Origin of the sequence: Rhodococcus sp. RDE2, from assembly GCF_020885655.1 — a bacterium.
In the GTDB taxonomy this organism is placed as follows: domain Bacteria; phylum Actinomycetota; class Actinomycetes; order Mycobacteriales; family Mycobacteriaceae; genus Rhodococcus; species Rhodococcus pyridinivorans.
In genome coordinates, this window is sequence record NZ_AP025186.1 from 4,965,582 (window position 1) to 4,986,415 (window position 20,834).

The following is a 20,834-nucleotide window of genomic DNA, read 5'->3' on the forward strand; positions in this document are numbered from 1 at the left end:
GAATCCGATTGAGCGAAACCTCACGATACCGGCTCTTCGCAGTTAGCAGTGGTACTGGTGCCGGCTGGGTGCGACCCGACGTGACCGTCGAGTGCAGGCCCACCGTACCCGGCGGCGTTGGTTCTCCGGGGTACGGAATCCGAACGCGATGCGGCCGACGTGCTTGACGATGCGGTTGTAGCCTTCACTGCGCGCATTCGACAGGCCGGAGGTGATCGCCAGGATCATCGGTTCCTGCCACGCCGAGATGGTCGTCGCCAGCTTGCCGATCTCCGGGACCCGGCACGCCGCGCAGAACGTGTAGAACCGGTGCAGCGCATCTCGGATCTCGTATCGCAGACCACCACGGTCGGTGCAGCGCAACACATCGCGCAGCAGTTCCTTCGCTATCCATGCGGCGGCGATGTCCCCGTGCGGGTCGGCGGAGGTCAGCTTCTCGAACAGTGTCGATCGTTGCTCATCGGTTAGGCGCTCCGCGGCCCGCAGCAGCCGTCGTCGATTGATCCATTCGACATCGCTCTTGCGGCCGCGCCGACCCCGCTCGGCCTGGGTGACCCTGCGCCGGACGGTATCGACCATCTCGTTGGCCTTCTTGACCAGGTGGAACCGGTCCACCACCAGCTGCGCGTGCGGCAATGCCTCGCGCACCGCCTTCGCATACACCGACGACATATCGATCGCGACATGGGTGATCTGCGCCTTCCATGCCTCGTCGCGGGCGTCGAACCAGTCGATCACCACGGCGGAGGTGCGCCCGTTGACCTGCGCCAGCAACCCTTGATCGCCGGTCAGGTCGACCAGTCCGGTGTCCCACCGGTCCACCCATCTCCGTTCCCCGGTCTCGGGGCAAGTTTCCCATTTCGCCTTCCCGCGTCGGGTCTCATCGATCCCGAGGACGACCACCGGTTCGGGTTCGTCGCCAAGGGCGGCGTCGGCGACCACGACGAGGTGGCCGTGGACGGTGTGCCAGGCGCACCCGTAGTCGCCCGCGACCGCGGACACCGACCGGTCCCCGTCGAGGACCGCCTCGACCAGCAGCGCCTTCGCTCGGGGCGTGACCCGCGCCCGGGACGGCACCCCCGGCGTCGACTCGGTGAACACCTTACGGGCACAGGAGGTATTGGTGCACAACCATTTCCGTTTCCGCCACACCAACAGCGGACGGTCGGGTCCGACCTGCACATCCCGCGGTCTGGTGGTGACCCAACCCTTCGAACGCGTGGACTTCTGCCCGCACTCCGGACAGACCCCGACCCATTCGGGTGCCGTCGCGATCTGCACGATCCGGCTGCCCTCGACCGTGCGCTGCACCGATTCGACGATGACGCCGTCGAGATCGAGCAGCAATGAACTACCGTGGTGCATGCCCGCGTTCCTTGCTGTCCTGGATGCCTGAGAACACCCAGCTCACAAGGGCGCGGGCCCTTTTTCAATCACCGACACGGCAACGGGGTCGATCGACACCCGCCCCTACCAAGTGCGAAGAGCCACGATACCCGCAGTCCGTCGGTGTATCCTGCCGCCTTTTCCTTGTGCCAGAAATCCAGGTACATGGGCAGCCCATTCAGATACTGAAGCATCTGAGGCTTCTTGCCGGGGATGTTGCTGCCGTTGTACCAGGACTTTGCATGTTTGAACAGTGCCATGTCATCGGTACCGTTGATGTGATCGGTCCAGGCCTGGTCAGCTTCGGGAGTCGATTCGAACCGGGTAAAGCCCTCCGACCGAAGAAATTCGAGGAACTCGACCATGACCTCACCTTGAAGCTCCGCGTTCGTGGACCCGTTCGCAAAGGCGGCGGGGCTCTGCGGACCGTACACGAACATGGCGTTGGGAAAACCGGAGGTGAATGCGCCGAGGTATGCGTCGACGCCCTTGCGCCACTTCTCACCAAGGGTGACGCCAGCGGAGTTGCGGACCTCCATTGCAGTGAGCGCACCCGTATTATTGTTGAATCCGGTTGCGAGTACGATGATGTCGAACTCTCCGTGCTCGATACCATCGGATGTGCGAATTCCGGTTGCTGTGAACCCGGTGATCGGTGCCTCCTGGATGGAGACGAGTTCGACGTTCTCCTGGTTCATCACTTCGTAGTAGTTCTGGTGCAGGGCCGGCCGCTTGGCTCCGAACGGATGCGGAGCTACGTCAGGCACCAGCAGGTCGGCCTTCACCGGGTCGAGGATCTGCGGCTTGATCTTGCTCTTCCAGAACTCGTAGACCATCGAGTTGGTTTCTTCGCTGAAGAGATAATCGGAGAAGTTCCCGAGCCAGAATGCGAATCCGCCTTGGTTCCACAGACGTTCGAACAGTGCGAGACGCTCTTCCTCGGATGTGTCGACGCCGTTTCGGGGATCGAACTCGTAGTCGATCGCGGCGAAGGTTTCGCGACACTTGTCCGCCACATCCGGCATGGTCTCCTTCAGGACCGCCTGCCTCTCCTCGGTGAGGTGCTCCTGGTGCATGGGCAACGAGAGGTTCGGCGTGCGCTGGAAGACGGTGAGTTTCTCGACGACAGGGCCGGCTTCCTGGACTACTTGGACTGCGCTGGCGCCCGTACCGATGATGGCAACTCGTTTTCCGGTCATGTCGATATCGTCTCGCCACCGCGCGGTGTGGACGAGTTCACCTCGATAGGCGTTCATTTCAGGGATATTCGGGATGTAGGGTTCGGTAGTCGATCCCGTTGCGAACACGACGAAGCGTGCGCGGAAGCTCTCGTCGTTCTGTGAGACGAGAGTCCACATCCGCTCGTCCTCGTCGAACGTCGCGCTGACGACCTTGGTGTTGAAGCGCGAGTCCTTGCTCAGGTCCAGTTTGGAGTCGACGTAGTCGAAGTAACTGCGCATCTCCTCGTGGTCCGGGAACATCTGTGAGAAGTTCCAGTCCTTCCAAAGGTATTCATCGGTGAACTGGTAGACGGGTGCATGGCTGTCGACTCGTGCACCTGGGTAGCGGTTGAGGCTCCAGGCCCCACCGAAGCCTCCACTGGCTTCGAGCAGGATTACGGAGAACCCTCTGTCCCGAAGGTGGCGCAGCTGGTAGATCCCGCCGAAACCGCCGCCGACCACGATGACGTCGCAATCCTGCGTTTCCGTCGTGGCGTGCTCAGGGAGATGGGTTGATGTCATGGGCCTAGACCTTTCCGAGGCTGACGTGCGGGCAGAATTCCGGGGCGTTGTGTCTGGCTTTGCTTTCCGAAAGTCAAACGGCCTGTCGGAGTTGCGACCTCGTTGCGTATGGGGTGTGGCATGGGTCACGGAGATGGAATGAATCGACAATAACGACCCACCAAAGAATCCGCAACTAGGAATAAAAATACGTAAATAAGTAGATAGGCGCTCTGCGGCGAGGTTCGCGCGTCTTCTGAAGTCGAGGGGAGACCATGTCGGGACAAGGGGTGTTCGTTGTCAATGGGGGAGTTTGACACTCGGGCGCGTGCAGGCGGAATTCCTTGGTGTCGACGGCACATCGACGAGTGCGGACCCTCGGTTCCTCCGCTGTGGTCGAAGGCGTCTGCAGGATTCTGCCGACCGCTACGGTCTGCAGCGTTCGATCCGGAAGTCGCGCCGCGTGGAAGCGCGCCCTCCGATGGATCCGGCGACCGAGCGGCACACCGGGAATCGATCATCTGTTAGGTCAGGTGGCGAGATCGAGCAGGCGGGTCCGATCGCGATGTGAGGGTCACGCTCGTCCGAGAGGCGGCCGCCTGACCGTCGCGTGTTGCTCACGGATGCGGTCGCTTACCGAGTGGCCGCGACGACCCTCGTCCGTTCTTGCGTAAGCCGGGGATGATGGGGTGCGGCGTCGGTCGACACGGACGTCGAGCAGGGTCGACTTACTCGTCGAGGAGCCAGTGTCCATGGTGCAGGTTAGCGAAAGCCCCACTTGGTGGCGTACCGCAGACAGATCTCGACGAGTTCGTCCTGCCGTTCGACGATGGTTTCCCGTATCCCGACCACGCCGAGGGTGGCGATGGTCCGGCCGCGTTCTCGGAGGGCGACCGATACCCCGTCTGCATGTTCAACGGCCACACCGGGTGCCACGCATACGCCGGTGTTCTCGAGTTCATCGAGTGAGTGCAGGAAGCGCTCGACGAAGTCGGCGTCGGTGGGTGGTCGAGAGTTGAGGTACGCCCAGATGTCACGTTGATCGCGATCGGCCAGCAAGAGCCATCCTGCAGAGGTGCGCAGGAGGGATCGGCGCACCCGGTTTTCTGCCAGGTATGCGTAATGCGGGTCGGAAGAAACGTGATCGACGTAGAACAGGTCGTCGCCGACAGATGTGGACAGTGTGGTGGTCAACCCGGTCTCGGCGTGGACCTGCTCGAGCTGATCATGGCTGATCGAGGTGACCGGAGGTCGGCCGGCGATGACGTTGAGAAGATAGGGTGCGGTGCCGAGGGTGTAGATCCGGTCGCGCTCGTCGAGGTAGCCGACGGCGACGAGGCCGTTGATCAGGCCCTGGACCGAACTGACGGGCGCGGCGAGTGCCCGTGCGATAGCGGTGAGGGTGAGGCCGTTTTCGGACCGGGCTACGAGTTCGAGGATCGAAGCCACCCGATCGACCATGCGGTGCCGGGGACGGCCGGGAACCTTCTCGACCGGCACGGCTCCGGGGGGCCCAGGAGTGTCAGCCATTTCGTGAGCCTATCAACAGGGAGAACCCCTCCAACCGATACATAACTACGTAAGATAATTCGCTATTGCGTAGATGTCGAGAACTGGATAGTGTCCCCCGAGAGGGGGTCGGCGTTCGCCCCCGATCCGACCGCCACTTACTCGGCGGCGAAACTCACGCGAGCATGTCGGGCGTCGCCCCAGCCGGAAATTCCTATGGAGGCACTATGAATTCCTCCGTCGCGCCGCCGACGACGGTGACCACTGATGAAATGGATGCTCTACGCGCCGAGGTACGCACCTTTATCGACAACGAAACTGCGGCAGGAACACTCACGCCGGGCATCGACACCTGGCTCACCCGGTGGGACGAGGACTTCACCCGCCGCCTTGCCGAGCACGGTTGGGTAGGAATGACCATCCCGACCGAGTACGGCGGGCACGGCCGGACCCATCTCGAGCGTTTCGTCGTCACCGAGGAGCTGCTCGCAGTAGGCGCACCGGTTGCAGCGCAATGGGTGGCAGACCGCCAGATTGCGCCGTCGTTGCTGAAGTACGGCACCGAAGAGCAGAAGCACAAGTACCTTCCCCGAATTGCCGCAGGTGAGTGCTTCTTCGGCATAGGAATGAGTGAGCCCGACTCAGGATCGGACCTAGCCAGTGTCCGGACCCGCGGCACCCGCGTGGACGGCGGCTGGACCGTCACCGGCACCAAAGTGTGGACCTCGGGCGCCCACCACGCTGAGGCGTTCATCGTGCTGGCCCGCACGGAACCACTCGACACGGCACACCGCCACGCGGGACTGAGCCAGTTCATCGTTGACCTCCGTTCCCGAGGCGTGACGATCCGGCCGATCATTTCCCTCTCCGGCGACCACCACTTCAACGAGGTGGTTCTGGACGAGGTATTCGTTCCCGACGCCATGGTCTTCGGCACGTTGGGCAATGGATGGGAACAGGTCAACTCGGAGCTTTCCTTTGAGCGCAGTGGACCCGAGCGTTTCCTTTCGACCTTCCGGCTCCTGGCTGCCGAGATCGGCGCGGTCCGAAAGGGACTGCTGCCCGAGCGCACCGATCTGGGACGTTCTGTGGCCCGGATGGTCGGACTGCACGCACTGAGCCAGAACATCGCCGGAGCCCTTCAACGTGGCGAGAAGGCCGACACCGCCGCCGCCCTGGTCAAGCTCCTCGGTACCAGCATAGAAGGCGACCTCGTCGAGTACGTCTCTGATCGGTTGGGCGACGAGAGCATGGACGGGCAGGCAGAAATCGGGGCTCTGTGCAGAGCCGGACTACACCAGCGTCCGGGGTTCACACTCCGCGGCGGTACCAACGAAATCCTGCGCGGCGTGATCGCGCGGGGGCTGGGGATGCGCTGATGACCACGACCGCGATCACAATCGATCTTGCCGTAGACCGAGATCTCCAGGACCTCATGGACGATCTTGTCGCTGGGCACTCGGGGCCGGACATCGAACCGGATCCGGCCGCTGTGTGGGCCACCTTGGGTGCGGTCGGACTCGCCAGGCTGACCGCACCCGAGGAGACCGGGGGCAGCGGCGCGGGTTGGGTCGAGGCCGCTGCTCTGTTGCGCACGACCGCCGCTGGCGGCGTGGCCGTGCCCTTCGCCGAGACCGATCTGTTGGCAGGTCCCTTGCGGCGTGCGGCCGGCCTCGACGACTCATCGTCGGACACAGCGACCGTCGCCGTCCTGAGGGCGGACGGCCTCGCGCGACGTGTGCCGTGGGCTGGTGTCACCGGGTCCGTTGTATGCGTGCGTCGGGTCGATGCGGGCTACGAACTCGCGGACGTGCCCACCGATCGGCTGACCGTCGAGGCGGTCGAGGGGATCTCCGAGGTGCCCCTCGGGTCGGTCCAGGTCGACGGTGACGTTACTTGGTCACCGGTGGACACTCGTGCCGTCGAGGGCTATGTCCTGCGCGGCGCTCTCATCCGTGCTATCCAATGTGTCGGCGCTATGGAGGGCATGCTGGCTTCGGCGGTTGCGCACACCACCGACCGCGCTCAGTTCGGGCGCCCTCTGGCGCGGTTCCAGTCCGTGCAGAACCTCGTGGTCGACACTGCGGCCGAGTCCGTCCTTGCAGGTGCCGCCGTCGACACTGCTCTCGCAGATGCTGTTACCGACGATCTTGCCGGCGACTTTTCGGCGTTTCGTGTCGCAGTGGCCCGCAGTGTGGTCTCGCAAGCGCTGGCTGTGGCGGTGCGCAACACTCACCAAGTGCACGGCGCAATCGGCACCACCCATGAGCACACCCTCCATCGGCTCACCCTGCCTGCGTTGCAGTGGCGTTCGGAATTCGGGTCCGCTGCGTTCTGGGAGCGTCAGCTCAGCTGTGCTGCTGTCGACGCCGGTATGGACGGGACCTGGCCGATGATCGTCGAGGGTACGCGGATCACGGGTCCAGCTTCTGCCTATCTCGATGCTGTTTCGGGACGTTCACGTCCTGACTGAGTGCATGAGTTCCTGACGACGGTGACATCGCCGGGGTGCGAGCTCCCCGGCGATGGGGCGGCCGAGTGGCAGGACCGAAAGGGTCCTGCCGCTCGAGCTCTCACCTCTGACTTGTCGGAGGACGCGGGGTGTGGATTGCATCCACGCTAGTCGTAGACCTCGACGTACAGTTCGGCGATTTCGTCGACAGTGGGCACAACCGGGTTGTTGCCCGGCGAACCCGAATCGAGCGCCTGTTGCGCCATCAGTGGGATCAGATCGTTCCAGCGAGTTCGGTCGATGCCGTGGTCGCGGGGAGTGGGAACAGCCAGGTCATGACATAGTTCGGCCAGGGAGTCGACGAGGGACTGCGCGGCGATACCGTCACCGGTGGCTTCGGTGGCCACACCGATGGCCCTGGCACAGTCCGCGTACCGTGACTCGGCGCCCTTGACGGAGAATGCGGTGATCGCCGGGAGCAGCATGGCGTTGGACAGTCCGTGCGCGACATGGAAGTGCGCGCCGATGGGTCGGCTCATTCCGTGAACGAGGGCCACGCTTGCGTTCGAGAACGCCATGCCGGCCTGGGTGGCGGCGAGCATCATGGCTTCTCGCGCTTGCTTGTTCTCACCGTCTTCATACGCGGTGCGCAGATTCTGGCCGATGGTGCGCATGGCTGCGAGCGCGAGGCCGTCGGAGACAGGGTTGGCTTTTCGGCTTACATACGCCTCGATCGCATGGGTAAGTGCATCGACTCCTGTATCGGCAGTCAGGCGAGGGGGCATGGACATTGTCAGTTCGAAGTCCACGATTGCTGCGATGGGCAGGAAGGACAGGCCTGGACAGAGCATCTTCTCGTCCGTGACGCTGTCACTGATGATGGTGAACTGCGTAGCCTCCGAGCCGCTGCCAGCGGTGGTCGGGATCGCGACGACGGGAAGCGCTGGTCCGGTGTAGACGTGCGGGACCTTGTAGTCCCGCATCCGGCCCCCGCGGACCCCGAGGACGGCCAGCGCCTTCGCAGTATCCATCGGGCTGCCGCCACCGAAGCCGATCACCGAGTCGGCGTTGTGATCGGCGAGCAGGGCGAGCCCTGTTTCGAGGGAGTCGGTGGTGGGGTCGGGAACGGTGTCGTCGAACAGGGCTGGTGTGATGCGTGCTTCGCGCAGGAGGGTCAAGATCCGTTCGGACGCGCCAGTCGAGGTGAGGAACTTGTCGGTCACCACTACCGGGCGCTGCAATCCGAGTTGACGGATCACGTCCCCGATGTCGTCGATGGTGCCCCCGCCGATTCGCAGGAACCGTGGGAAGGCGATCTGGATACTCATGGTGCCGTCCTTAGTCGTTCTGAGGGAAGCCGAGGTTGATGCCGCCGTGGTTGGGGTCGAGCCAGCGGGTGGTGACGACCTTGCCGCGGGTGAAGAAGTGCACACCTTCGGTGCCGTGGGCGTGTGTGTCACCGAAGAGGGAGTTCTTCCAGCCGCCGAAGCTGTAGTACGCGGTGGGGACGGGGATGGGGACGTTGACGCCGACCATGCCGACCTCGACTTCGTTCTGGAAGCGGCGGGCTGCGCCGCCGTCGTTGGTGAAGATGGCGGTGCCGTTGCCGTAGGGGTTCGAGTTGATCAATTCGAGGGCTTCGTCATAGGTCCCGACCCGTACGACGGACAGGACGGGGCCGAAGATCTCGTCGGTGTAGACGCTCATATCGGTGGTGACGTGATCCAGAAGGGTCGGTCCGAGCCAGAATCCGTCGCTTCCGCCATCGGCCTGCACGGCCCGGCCGTCGACTACGACGGTGGCGCCGGCAGCTTCGCCGGCGTCGATATAGGAAGACACTTTGTCACGATGTGCTTTGCTCACCAATGGACCCATATCCGAGTCCTTTGTGCCGTCGCCGGTTTTCAGGCTCAGGGTGCGATCCTTGATCTTTGCAACCAGCTCATCGGCGATGTCCCCGACCGCGACCAGTGCGGAGATCGCCATGCAGCGCTCACCGGCGGAGCCGAAGCCCGCGTTCACCATCGCGTCGGCGGCCAGATCGAGGTCGGCGTCCGGCAGAACAACGGCGTGGTTCTTCGCGCCGCCGAGTGCCTGGACGCGCTTGCTGTGGGCGGTTGCGGTTTCGTAGACGTACTTCGCGATGGGGGTCGACCCGACGAAGGAGATGGCCTTGATCGCCGGATTGGTGAGTAGTTCATCGACGGCTGTCTTGTCACCCTGCAGGACGTTGAACACGCCGGCGGGTAGGCCCGCCTCGGACCACAGTTCGGCGATCCACAGCGCTGCCGTGGGAACCTTTTCCGACGGCTTGAGGACCACGGTGTTCCCGGCGGCAATCGCGATGGGGAAGAACCACATCGGAACCATGGCGGGAAAGTTGAACGGGGAGATGATGCCAACCGGCCCGATGGGCTGGCGGATCGACGCCATGTCGACCTTGGTCGACGCGTTCTCGGTCATCCCACCCTTGAGAAAGTGAGCGATGCCGCAGGCAAATTCGACGACCTCCTGGCCGCGGGAGACCTCACCGAGCGCGTCGGAGAGCACCTTGCCGTGCTCGGAGGTGATGATCGCAGCCAATTCCTGCTTGCGGGCGTTGAGCAGTTCACGGAATGAGAACAGAATCTGTGTGCGCTTGGCGATCGAGGTATCTCGCCATGCGGGGAACGCCGCCGCGGCTGCCTCGATCACCGCGCGGGCGTCGTCTGTGCTCGCAAGTGCAACTTCTGCAGTCACTGCGCCGGTGGCGGGGTTGGTGACCGGGGCCGATGTGCCGTTGGTGCCGGTGAAGGGCTTGTTGTCCAACCAGTGTGGGATGACGGTCATGGTTATGTGCTCCTGCGACTCTGTGGTTTTCTCGAGTCTGTCGGTGCAGATGTGCCGCGGTCAACGAGTATCTTCGCAGTGATAACTGCAACTTTGCAGCAGCGAGGGAGTGGGATGTTCACCGCCGATAACATGCGTTTTCTGCTGGAGTTGTCACGGACCGGGCGGATCGCGGACGCGGCCAAACGGCTGGACGTCGATCAGACCACGGTGTCGCGCAGGATCACCCGACTCGAAAAAGACATGGGAGCGCGACTGTTCGACCGGGGATCGTCGGGATGGCAACTGACCGAGGCCGGCCGGCGTCTGGTGCCGTACGCAGAAGCGGTCGAATCGACTCTGTTGGCTGCACTCGACGCGACATCGTCCGCTGGATCCGGCAGTCTTCACGGCACTGTCCGGATTCTCACCCCGGACGGCTTCGGCGCCTATGTGTTGGTTCCGGGACTGGGCATGGTGCGCGACAGACACCCTGACCTGTTCACCGAGCTGCGTACGTCGACCACGCACGATCTGGTGACCGGTCGCGACTTCGACCTCGCAGTCACTCTCGAACGGCCGTCACCACGATCGGTGTCCGTCAGCAAGCTGGCCAACTACGACCTGCGTCTTTATGCATCACGTCGCTACCTCGACTCGCACAGTGCCATCGAGTCCCTCGACGACCTCGAGGACCACACGTTGGTGTGGTACGTGAACGCCATCTTGGACGTCGAGCCGCTACGTCGACTCGAGCGTCTCCTGCCCGAAGATCGCGCGCAAGTCCAGACGAACAACATCACCGGCCACTATCAGGCGGTCAGGTACGGAGTGGGTATCGCACCGCTCCCGACCTACATCGGTAATGCCGACCCCGATCTCGTGCCCGTACTCCCGGACAAGTTCGTGGCCGAGAGAACCTATTGGTTGGTTGTTCCGCGAGAACTGGCTCGCCTGGCACGGGTGCAGGCCGTCATCGAGATTCTTCTCGACATCGTCAGCGAGAATCCGGATCTGAGGGCGCCGGATCAGGGCGGTGATTCACGCTGATTCGCGTGCCGCTCGGATGGCTGTGGCGGTGGAAGGACGCCTCCGGCATCTTGTCTGTCTTGGGAACGGACGGACCAGGACGGTGTGGGAATACCGGGCAGCTCTTCACTTTTCAGCCTTCGGTCTTCGGACGTCCATTCGGCCGATCCTACCGATCGGCAGGATGGTAAGTCAATGGTCCATAACTGTCAGTGATCGTCACCAGATGGCGGTTTGACCTCTCATCTGAGATAAACAACCTGCATGATCTGTGCTTGCGGGTGGTTCATGTCGGGTCGCAGACGCAAATTAGGTAACCTGAGGTAACAACTTGTCGTGGTCGGTGTGTGGCTGCGAAGTGTCTCCGGAAGATTGGAGGAAGTCTGTGCTCGTTCAACCGGAGCGACGTAGCAGTCTCGCACGACCCGACGGGGGAGCGCCCTGGCTGGGGCGTAGTTGGACCGACATGCTCAACAGCGACGCGACGTGTCTACCGGAGGCGAGGTCCGGAGCTGAGTCCGTCACGAACGGAGAGACCCATGGGGGCTGAAGCCCGAATCGCACCGACGTCACGTCGGCCGAAAGACCGCAATGTGCAGATCGCGAACAATGCACGCGAGCTGTTCGCACTCAGGGGCTTTCACGCCGTTCGCGTAGACCATATCGCCGAGGCGAGTGGAGTCACCGCGCGTGCGGTGTATCGGCACTACAAGAACAAGCAGGAACTCCTCGCCCGCATCATCGATGAGGATCAACAGCGTTGGATCGACGCTCTGGATTCGATCTCAGAGGTCGAGTCGGATGAGGAGCTGGCCCGGCATCTCGACTACCTGGCGCGTGTCGGTATCGAAAGTCGCCGGCTGTCGGTGCTGTGGCAGCGTGAAGCGCGCCATCTGGACGAGGATGATTTCCGAACCGTACGAAGCAGGGCAGTGTGGATCTCGGACAACGTTGCCGGTCGACTGATCCGTCCGTGCCACCCCGGCCTCGGCGCGTTCGCAACCGATGTTCGCAGTTGGGCGGTTGTCAGCGTCTTGACCAGCCCGGCGTTCTACGACAGCGCGCTTTCGCGGTCTCGTCTCGCTACCGTGATGGCAACGGCATGCGAACGGATCATCGCTGCGCCGACAGTCGAACCTGTGCGTCGCCGGGAGACGCCGACTGTCGAGAACGTGCCGATGGCGCGGCGCGAACAGTTGCTTGCGGCCGCGGCGGCAGCCTTTCGTCGCAGTGGATATGCCGGCGTCAGCATCGACGATATCGGAGCGGATGTCGGGTTCGCCGGTCCGGCGATCTACCGGTATTTCAAGACCAAATCGAGCATCCTCGTCGCATTGATGGAGCGATTCGCCGAGTGGCGAGCATTGGAGGTCGTTCGAGCGCTGCGCACCTCCATTGATCCGGCCGAAGTGTTGTCCGCGTTGATTTCCGGGTACGTGCGTCTCGGAATCGAGGCCGTGGATCTCCTCGCCGTGGCACTGACCGAAGGGCACTACCTTCCAGACGAGGATCGTGAGCGCTTCGAGCGGATCAATGACGATTTTGTCTCCGAGCTGCGCCGGTGGTACTCCTCGGTCCGGCCGGATGTCGACCCGGCGGCCGCGCAGTCGCTCGTGAGCATCGCGGTCACCGTGGTGCACGACTTGGTGCGGATTCCCCATTTCCTCCGCTCCCCGGACTTCGAATCCGAGCTCGATCGGGTAGTGCGTGCCCTGTTTGCAGACTGATGTCGACCGGCGTGCTGGGACGCGTGGGTCAGGCACGCCTCTGCCTTCCGATCTGTAGGTCTGTTTTCGAACCGGACCCTTCTCCCGCTCTCGACCGGTCGGAGCACCGGAGTTGGAGACGACCGCCTGGTGGGCCGTACGTGACAGATCGGCGTCGACGTCGTCCATATTGGTGTGTTCGGACCTGAGGGCGTAGTCGACGTCGGTCGGATGCCGGCCAGGCCCCGACTGTGTCGTTCGGCTCGGAGGACCTGCCGAGGTTCCGAAAACTGCTCGAGCGCAGTGTTTATCGCCATGAGCGAGTATTCGGTGACCTCGGGCTCGAACGTCGAGCTCGCACAGTGGAGCAACGCATCCATCTACTTCAACAGTGACGGCACGGGTGCTGGGGTTGTCCGACCCGAGCGCCCGTGCCATCACATCACTGTGTTCAGGTGCGGACGAAACCGGCGTAACCGTTTTCTGCCGACTCCTGGTTCTTCTTCAGGTACTGGGCCAGACCACCGGGATAGGCCAGCAGTTCCCGCTTCTTACCGGGCACATTGGCATTCATGTACCAGGAGTCCGCGAGCGGGAAGATCGTGGCGGCGGTGACTTCCTCGAAGTGCTGCTGCCACTCCTTCTCGCCCTCCGGCGTCGCTTCGATCCGGGTCAGGTCCCGCTCACGCATACTGACCAGGCAGTCGATCACCCAGTCTCCTTCGAGCTCTGCACAGGTCGGTCCGTTACAGAAAGCCGACGGGCTCTGCGGTCCGTAGACGAAGAGGATGTTCGGAAAACCCGAGGTGGCACGGCCGAGGAAGGTGTGAACACCGTTCGCGTAGGTCTCGCCGAAGGTCTCACCGTTCGTGCCGACGATGTCGATGTCGCAGAGGCCACCGGTGAACGAGTCGAACCCGGTCGCCAGGACGATGACGTCGAATTCGCGCTCGACACCATCAGCGGTGACGATGCCGTTCTCGTAGATGTGATCGATGCGGTTGTCGTTGACGTCCACGAGCTCGACGTTGTCTTGGTTGAAGGCTTCGTAGTATGTGTACTCCAGCGGGCATCGCTTGGAGCCGAAGGGATACGGAGGCTCGGTCGGAACCAACTTCTCGGCGAGGACGGGATCCTTGATCCGGCCGCGGGTTTTGTCGCGCCAGAAACGGTAGATTCGGTTACTGACCTCGACGTCGAAGAACAGATCGGCGTAACCGCCCAGCCAGATCTGCAGGCCTCCTTCGGCGTACAGCTTCTCGAGTCCTTCGGTGAACTCCTCGTCGGTCATCTCGGCTGTCGGTTTGTAGACCAGATCGTAGGCGAGACCACCGAATGTCTGGTTGCGGAACTCGAAGAACTTCGGGTAGCTCTTGCGTAGCTCGTCGTTCGCGGCACGATCGAGCTTGGCCGAATACATCGGTAGCGTCATCGACGGCGTGCGTTGGAAGACCGTCATCGACTCCACCTGCGGGGCGATCGATTGGATGACCTGTACACCGCTGGCGCCGGTTCCGATCACCGCGACGCGCTTGCCCCGCATATCGTAGCCCTTGGGCCACTCGGCGGTGTGGAAGATGTCGCCCTTGAAGGTGTCGCGCCCAGCGATGTTCGGGATGAGCTTCTTGGAACCCGTACCGAGCATCGGAAGGAAGAACCGTGCCCGGGTCAGAAAGGTTTCACCGGTATTCTCGTTGCGGGACTCGACAACCCACTGATCGTGACTGGTGTCGAATCGGGCTGCGACCACGCGAGTGCTGTAGCTGATCTCCGGACCGAGTTCGAGCTTGTCGACCACGAAGCGGAAGTACTCTTGCAGTTCCTCCTGACCGGGGAACATCTCCGACCAGTCCCACTCCTTCCAGATGCGCTCGTCGGAAAACTGGTACGCCGTGGCCTCGGTATCGACCCGGGCGCCGGGGTACTGATTCCAGTGCCAGACACCGCCGGCCTCGGAGCCTGCTTCGTACAGCTTCACCGTGAACCCCAACGCGCGCAGGCGTTCGAGCGCGTAGACGCCGGCGAACCCGCCGCCGACTACCAGTACGTCGAGCTCCTCGGTTACGGGACGAGTGTCCTCGAGTAGGGAGACCATTGTGTATTCCTTTCGCACCTTGGATCTGAAGCCTCGGGCTGTTCGATTCATTTGATCGATCGCTGGTCTGGACAAAGTCGATGTCGGACGCCGCAGCGGGCACCCTTCGATGCCCCGAGTTCACGAATGTCATCGAGCGCTAACGCACACTCTCCGAATGGGACGATGGTGCCCTCGTCGTCAGAATATGTCAAGAATCACTAATTCGTGTTCGCGATGATCTGGTACGCGGGCGTACCGAGCGCGTACATGTGACCGATATGAAAAGAGGTGTTCCACAAAAGTGTTGGTCAGGTCGAGTGGGGGAATCGACGGTCTCAGGCTCGGAGTGCGGATGGTACGACGTTTGCTGATGGAAACCGACGCTAACTTCATCGAGCTCATGCTCGACTCGCAGATGCCGAGGTGGCGACCGGCGTTCACTGGGACGGTGAGAGGCCTTGCGCCAGGCGTGACCCGCGTAGGTTGTGCCGAGTCGACCCGTGATGGTGCCGGATGGGATGCGTCGGCCTGCCCCGGATTTCTTCGCGCCCGCCGCGTATCGCCGATGCGTCAATGGTTGGTCTTCCGTCGGTCGGCCTCGTCGATGCTCTGCACAACCTCCAGATATCGTTCGGAGGGCATGGACGCTGATCGGTTCGCCGTGTCCGACGAGTGATTCATGGTTCTCTGCAAGGTGTCCGAGATTTCGACGGGCCGAGGATGGTCGTAGGTGTGCAGCGAGACGGATCGTCGCAGGCTGCGAGTGAGGACCGCTGGCGTCGGTCGCGGGACACGCCTCTTCGATGCCGAACGTGTGCCGTTGCGTGACCGGCGAGCGGTGCACTTCTCGGGCCGAGGTGAGGGGTTCGGATCGGGAGATCTTCTCAGCCTTCGGTGACTTGTTGTCACTGGTGGGACGGAGTTGGTTTGCGAATCGCTGCTGGCGGGGGCAGGTTCTCGACGATTATCGGGTGCCACTGGTCCTTTGCGGGTCGCTTTGGGTGTCTGCGTCGACATGGGGGGATCCATTGTGTAGTGCCGCGCGAGGGCTTGTAGTTAGTAGCCCTTGACATCGCACTGTGACGTGGGTAACGCTGTGTGGGGGGTTGTGGTGGGGGGTCGGGGCGGTCCGGTGAGGAAGGGGCGACCCGACCGATGGCTGCATGTGTCACTGCGCGGCCTGCTCTGGTGCGCTGCGTGTCCGACGTGGATATTGCGGCCCATAGGCGAAAGATTCTGGGCAAACAGGCATTCCGATCCGGAGCTAGGTGTGCGGAGATGTCGGCGGCATCTGCGCTCCGGCTCGGGGCGAGAGATTAGTGCCCGTTGACAAATCACCGATAAGGTCCATAGTGTGCTCTCATCTCACGAGAGCAAGTGACCTGTTCGAGATTAGCGTTCATAGACTTCATGTCGGCAGCTCGGGGCTTGCTCACGGTGTTCAGAACAGGATGGACCAGCATGGAAACGTTCGAGTTTATCGAGTTCGAGGAGTCCGGCCCGACTGCGACGGTCTGGCTCAATCGCCCGCCGGCCAACGCGGTCAGCCAGGACATGTACGTCGAACTGAAGCAGTTCTTCGATAATGTCGACAAGTACCTTCCCGACGCGCGTGTCGTCGTCGTCGCAGGCCGCGGCAAGCATTTCTGCGGTGGCAACGACCTGGAAGAATTCAAGACCCTGTCGCCGGAGAACTCGCCCGCACGCATGAAGCAGGTACGCGAGGCCTTCTTCTCGATCCGGGACAGTGCGAAGCCGACGGTGGCAGCGGTGCAGGGTGCGGCGGTCGGTACGGGCCTGTGTATTGCAGCCTCGTGTGACCTGGTCGTGGCTGCGGAGAACGCGCGATTTTCATTGCCGGAAGTGAACGTGGGGGTTATGGGTGGCGCCAAGCATCTCTCGCGTCTCGTCCCACAAGGCATGGTCCGCTTGATGCATCTGAGTGGTGACATGGTGCCGGCCGCAGACATTTACAAGTTCGGTGGGATCGTCGAGGTCGTGCCGAACGACGAGCTGATGACTCGCGCCCAGGCACTCGCCGATTCACTTGCTCGACACAGCCCGGCCGCGTTGCGCTTCGCGAAGCTGAGTATGAACACCATCGAGTACATGGACCTCGAGTCCGGTTACGAGTACGAGCAGTCGCTCACCGGTGAACTGTCCGGTTACGAGGACTCCAAGGAAGCAGTCAACGCCTTCCTCGAACGTCGTACTCCCCACTACACGGGCAGGTGACCACGATGACGACGGATCTGGCCGAATATCGGTCCGGGGTCCGCGCGTGGTTGGCCGACGCGGACATTCCCACCGTTCCCCTCGATCTCGACGAGCGATTCGATGTTCTGCGCGACTGGCAGCGAGCGCTGTTCGAAGCCGGAGGGCTGGGCATCAGCTGGAGCAAGGAGGCCGGCGGCCAAGGGTTGTCCCATCTGCACCAACTGGCGTTCGCTGAAGAGCTGGCTTATGCCCGGGCGCCGATGCCTATCGGTCTGATCGGCCTCGACGTAGTCGGACCGTCGATCGACGAGTTCGGCCAGCAGTGGCAGAGAGAAGAACTCCTACCGAAGCTGCTCTCCGGTGAGCACATCTGGTGCCAGGGCTTCTCCGAACCCGAGGCCGGGTCGGACCTTGCCTCGCTGCGCACCCGGGCCGTGCTCGACGGTGACGAGTTCGTGATCTCCGGACAGAAAGTATGGACCAGCTGGGCGCACAAGGCGCAATGGTGTGCGCTGCTCGTTCGGACTGACCCTGCTGCACACAAGCACGCCGGAATCAGCTACCTGCTAGTGGATATGTCCACGCCGGGAATCACGCCGAAGCCCCTTGAGCAGATGACGGGCGACCGCGAATTCTGTGAGGTCTTCTTCGACGAAGTGCGCGTTCCGCGGCGGAATCTTGTCGGAGAGCTCAACGGCGGTTGGGCTGTTGCGACGCACACTCTCGGTATCGAGCGTGCTGCCTACACGTTGCGCCGGCGAGTCGATTACGAAGTCGCGTTCGAAGACGCCGTCGCTGCGCTTCGAGATCATGGGCTTCCCGCGCCGGAAACCGGGCTCGGACGCCGTGTACGCATAGCGATCGGCAAGGCGCACGTTGCATTGAAAGTCCTGAGCGCGCAAACGCAGAAAACGGTCGCGCGACTCGCTGCGGGACAGGTCCCGACTCCGGAGGATTCCGTCGATAAGCTTCTGCTCAACGAGGTCGAGCAGATAGTTTTCGGGGAGATCGCCGAGCTTCTCGGTCCATACCGGGCCGTCGAGGAAAGTCGGCCGTTGGGGCTGGCATCAGATCGGTGGGCACATGACCACCTCTATTCGCGGGCGACCTCCATCTATGGCGGCACCTCTCAGATTCAGCGAAATATCATCTCGGAACGACTGCTAGGACTCCCTCGTGGCTGACGACACCACTACTGCAGAACTGGCCAACAGCCTGGAAGACTTCCTCGCACGCAGTTACGATTCCGCCACCCGACGCGCAGTGCTCTCGGAGAGGAGGGTCACCGAGCTCGGTGGTGTTCTCGGCGAGATGGGAGTGTTCGCTACCTCTGTACCCGAGGTGTTTGGCGGGCTGGGGCTTCCGATGGCGTCGCTCGGACCGTTGTTCACCCTGTACGGCAGGTACCTGGTACCGGGGCCATTGCTGGAGAACTCGCTACTTCCGGCTGTTCTGGCCGCTGATGCACCGGAGACCGCCCGCGCAGCGTTCAAGGCAGCGATGAGCGGTGACGGACAGTTGGCCCTCGTCGATCCGCACGCCACCGGAGACTGGGACGGCGGATCGATCACCGTCCGCAACGGCAGACTCTTCGGACGCTGTCACCTCGTTCGGTTCGGTGGTGATGCGACGCAGCTGGTCGTCGTTTCGGATGATCAGCAGTTATGGCTCGTCGATCCCCATGCGGGAGGCCTCGAGATGATCCAGGCCGATGCCAACGCAGATCCGCTCTCGTCTTTCGCCTCGGTTGGTCTGGACGACGTCGCCGGCACGCCGCTCGCTGATCCGTCTGCAGCGCCGAGGCTGATCGAAGAGATCCGTTCGTGGGTCAGAACGCTCGTCGCATGTGAGTTGAGTGGAATCGCCGCCCATTGCTTACGCACCACGATCGATTATGCGAAGGAGCGTGAGCAATTCGGTCGCCCGATCGGGTCTTACCAGGCGATCAAGCACATCATCGCCGATATGCATGTACATGCCGCCTCGGTCCGGAATCTCTGCGATTCCGTACTCGCGGACTTGGTGAACAGCGAGGCGCCGACAGCGGTCGACGCAGCTGTGCTGAAGGCGCACGCTTCCAAGGTGGCCGTCGAGGTCTGCCAGGACGCGATCCAGGTGCACGGTGGAATCGGATTCACCGCCGAGGTCGATCTGCACTGGTTCTACAAGCGAGCGCTCGCCCTACGGCCCTGGTACGGCGATACCCGGGCATTGGAAGAGATGGTCGGTGCGGCAGCATTGGCGCAGACCACAGAACACGCGAGCACGGCGAAGGCGGTCTGATGATCCCACGAGGTGGAAATGTCGCTCCCACTCGCGACTACGTGGCGTCCGGGGATTGGGACGGCGCCTTCATCGACGACTATCTGGCGACCGCAGCCGCCGCGGTACCGGACCGGATGGCACTCGCCGAGCCAACCCGATCGTTGACCTTCGCCGAGTTCGACGCAGCAGTGAACGCGTTGGCAAGCGCCTTGCAAGCGCATGGCATTGCGCCTGGCGATGTCGTCTCGTGGCAGTTACCGAACTGGATCGAAGCGTGCGTGGTCCATCTGGCTGCCATACGTATCGGTGCTGTGAGCAACCCGATCATCCCGATCTACCGGCATACCGAGACCGCGTTCATTCTGCGACAGTCTGCTTCGAGAATCGTCTTTGTCCCGTCGGTCTTCCGGAACTTCGACTACGCGGCGATGGCCTGCGAGATCGCTCGTGAACTGGACGAACCACCTACCGTCGTAGTAGTCGGTGAGGGGAGCCCAGCCGGCGGCATTCGGTACGACGCCTTCGTCGACGGTGCGGAAAAGCCGAACCGTGTCGACCGCTCACCGGACGATGTGGTGCTACTGCTGTACACCTCGGGAACCACATCCGATCCCAAGGGCGCGATGCACAGCCACAACACTCTCAACTACGAGAACCGCAGCATCGCCGACCTTCTCGAACTGAGCGAATCCGATGTGATCTTCATGCCGTCGCCGGTCGGACACATCACCGGAATCCTGTACGGGATCCAGCTACCACCGATGCTGCGCAGCGGCGTGGCACTGCTCGATGTCTGGAGTCCGCAGGCGGGCATGAGTCTGATCGACGAGTACCGCTGCACCACGACGGTCGCTGCGACTCCGTTCCTGCACGGGATCGTCCACGACCCGTCCGGCTCGTCACATGACCTCTCCTCGATGAGGAACTTCCTTTGTGGTGGCGCCGATGTTCCCCCTGACCTGGTCATCGAGGCCACCGACACCCTTGATGCACTGGTTGCGCGTGTCTACGGATCGACGGAGTTTCCGACGGCATCGGCCGGCAAGCGCAACGATCCCTTGACCAAACGAGCAACGACAGATGGCCGAGCAATCAAGTCTGCGGAGATCCGAATTGTCGACGACGACATGCAGGACGTGACCCCAGGGATTCCCGGCGAGATTCTGCTGCGCGGGCCGGAAATGTTCCTCGGATATCTCGACAACCGACTCAACGACAGTGCGTTCACCGCGGACGGTTGGTTCCGCAGCGGTGACCTCGGACGTCTCGACACCGAGGGCTACCTCGAGATCGTTGGCCGCAAGAAGGACATCATCATCCGCGGCGGCGAGAATCTCAGTGCCAAAGAGGTAGAGGACCACCTATTCGCCCATCCGATGATTGCCGACGTCGCGGTCGTCGGATCGCCGGATCCCGTCCTCGGAGAACGAGTCTGCGCGATCGTTGTACCGGAGCCCGAAGTCGACATCGAGCTCGAGCATCTCACCGGATGGTTGATCGAACGCAACATCGCACGGCAGAAGCTCCCGGAAAGCCTGATCGTCGTCGACGAGTTGCCGCGGACGGCAAGCGGGAAGGTCCAGAAGTTCAAATTGCGGGAGCTCGCGGCGGACCGCGCCAAAGGCACAGTCCACCGTTGAGTGGACCCGACACACCGGACACAA

Annotated in this window: 13 protein-coding genes and 1 pseudogene; 8 read left to right on the forward strand and 6 right to left on the reverse strand. The window is 62.5% G+C overall.

From position 1 onward, the window contains the following. Positions 1–42: 42 nt before the first annotated feature. The 3 genes and pseudogenes from LPH33_RS23095 to LPH33_RS23105 form a co-directional block, all read right to left on the reverse strand. Positions 43–1,411, reverse strand: a pseudogene (locus LPH33_RS23095) (ISL3 family transposase). Between the two features lie 22 nt (positions 1,412–1,433). Then, positions 1,434–3,128 carry a flavin-containing monooxygenase gene (locus LPH33_RS23100; RefSeq protein WP_229566247.1) on the reverse strand — a complete coding sequence of 565 codons (1,695 nt, stop codon included), beginning with the start codon at positions 3,126–3,128 and terminating at the stop codon, positions 1,434–1,436. Between the two features lie 741 nt (positions 3,129–3,869). After that, positions 3,870–4,568, reverse strand: coding sequence for a helix-turn-helix domain-containing protein (locus tag LPH33_RS23105; protein WP_085989293.1), 699 nt, complete (start codon positions 4,566–4,568; stop codon positions 3,870–3,872). Positions 4,569–4,843: 275 nt separating this feature from the next. Between LPH33_RS23105 and LPH33_RS23110 the strand changes: the two genes are divergently transcribed. Together LPH33_RS23110 and LPH33_RS23115 are read left to right on the forward strand one after the other, a co-directional pair. Next, on the forward strand, positions 4,844–5,995 hold the full coding sequence (locus LPH33_RS23110; RefSeq protein WP_229566249.1) for an acyl-CoA dehydrogenase family protein: 1,152 nt from the start codon (positions 4,844–4,846) through the stop codon (positions 5,993–5,995). Beyond that, positions 5,995–7,089, forward strand: coding sequence for an acyl-CoA dehydrogenase family protein (locus LPH33_RS23115; protein ID WP_006550545.1), 1,095 nt, complete (start codon positions 5,995–5,997; stop codon positions 7,087–7,089). Before LPH33_RS23110 ends, LPH33_RS23115 begins: the two co-directional genes overlap by 1 nt. A gap of 146 nt (positions 7,090–7,235) precedes the next feature. Here the strand turns inward: LPH33_RS23115 and LPH33_RS23120 are convergent, their stop codons facing one another. Then, positions 7,236–8,396, reverse strand: a complete 1,161-nt coding sequence (locus LPH33_RS23120) for an iron-containing alcohol dehydrogenase (protein WP_006550544.1) — start codon at positions 8,394–8,396, stop codon at positions 7,236–7,238. A gap of 10 nt (positions 8,397–8,406) precedes the next feature. After that, complete coding sequence (locus LPH33_RS23125; protein WP_229566250.1) at positions 8,407–9,897, reverse strand: CoA-acylating methylmalonate-semialdehyde dehydrogenase; 1,491 nt, start codon at positions 9,895–9,897, stop codon at positions 8,407–8,409. Positions 9,898–10,011: 114 nt separating this feature from the next. Here LPH33_RS23125 and LPH33_RS23130 point away from each other — a divergent pair, with 114 nt between their 5' ends. Beyond that, entirely contained in the window at positions 10,012–10,926 is a 915-nt protein-coding gene (locus tag LPH33_RS23130; protein ID WP_060655102.1) for a LysR family transcriptional regulator, read from the forward strand. Between the two features lie 518 nt (positions 10,927–11,444). Then, positions 11,445–12,632 carry a TetR/AcrR family transcriptional regulator gene (locus LPH33_RS23135; RefSeq protein ID WP_081314887.1) on the forward strand — a complete coding sequence of 396 codons (1,188 nt, stop codon included), beginning with the start codon at positions 11,445–11,447 and terminating at the stop codon, positions 12,630–12,632. 430 nt (positions 12,633–13,062) lie between these two features. Here the strand turns inward: LPH33_RS23135 and LPH33_RS23140 are convergent, their stop codons facing one another. Further along, positions 13,063–14,706, reverse strand: a complete 1,644-nt coding sequence (locus tag LPH33_RS23140) for a flavin-containing monooxygenase (protein ID WP_060655108.1) — start codon at positions 14,704–14,706, stop codon at positions 13,063–13,065. A 1,359-nt stretch (positions 14,707–16,065) separates the two neighbouring features. On the opposite strand from LPH33_RS23140, the gene LPH33_RS23145 reads away from it, so the two are divergent. From LPH33_RS23145 to LPH33_RS23160, 4 genes are read left to right on the forward strand one after another with little or no spacing between them, the layout of a single operon-like run. Continuing rightward, complete coding sequence (locus LPH33_RS23145; RefSeq protein ID WP_229566252.1) at positions 16,066–16,923, forward strand: enoyl-CoA hydratase-related protein; 858 nt, start codon at positions 16,066–16,068, stop codon at positions 16,921–16,923. Positions 16,924–16,928: 5 nt separating this feature from the next. After that, positions 16,929–18,089, forward strand: a complete 1,161-nt coding sequence (locus LPH33_RS23150; RefSeq protein ID WP_039957847.1) for an acyl-CoA dehydrogenase family protein — start codon at positions 16,929–16,931, stop codon at positions 18,087–18,089. Then, positions 18,082–19,188, forward strand: a complete 1,107-nt coding sequence (locus tag LPH33_RS23155) for an acyl-CoA dehydrogenase family protein (protein ID WP_039585265.1) — start codon at positions 18,082–18,084, stop codon at positions 19,186–19,188. The genes LPH33_RS23150 and LPH33_RS23155 overlap by 8 nt, the downstream gene beginning before the upstream one ends. 41 nt (positions 19,189–19,229) lie before the next feature. Further along, a complete protein-coding gene (locus LPH33_RS23160; RefSeq protein WP_229566254.1) occupies positions 19,230–20,810 on the forward strand; it encodes an AMP-binding protein in 1,581 nt (526 codons plus the stop codon). Positions 20,811–20,834: the final 24 nt, after the last annotated feature.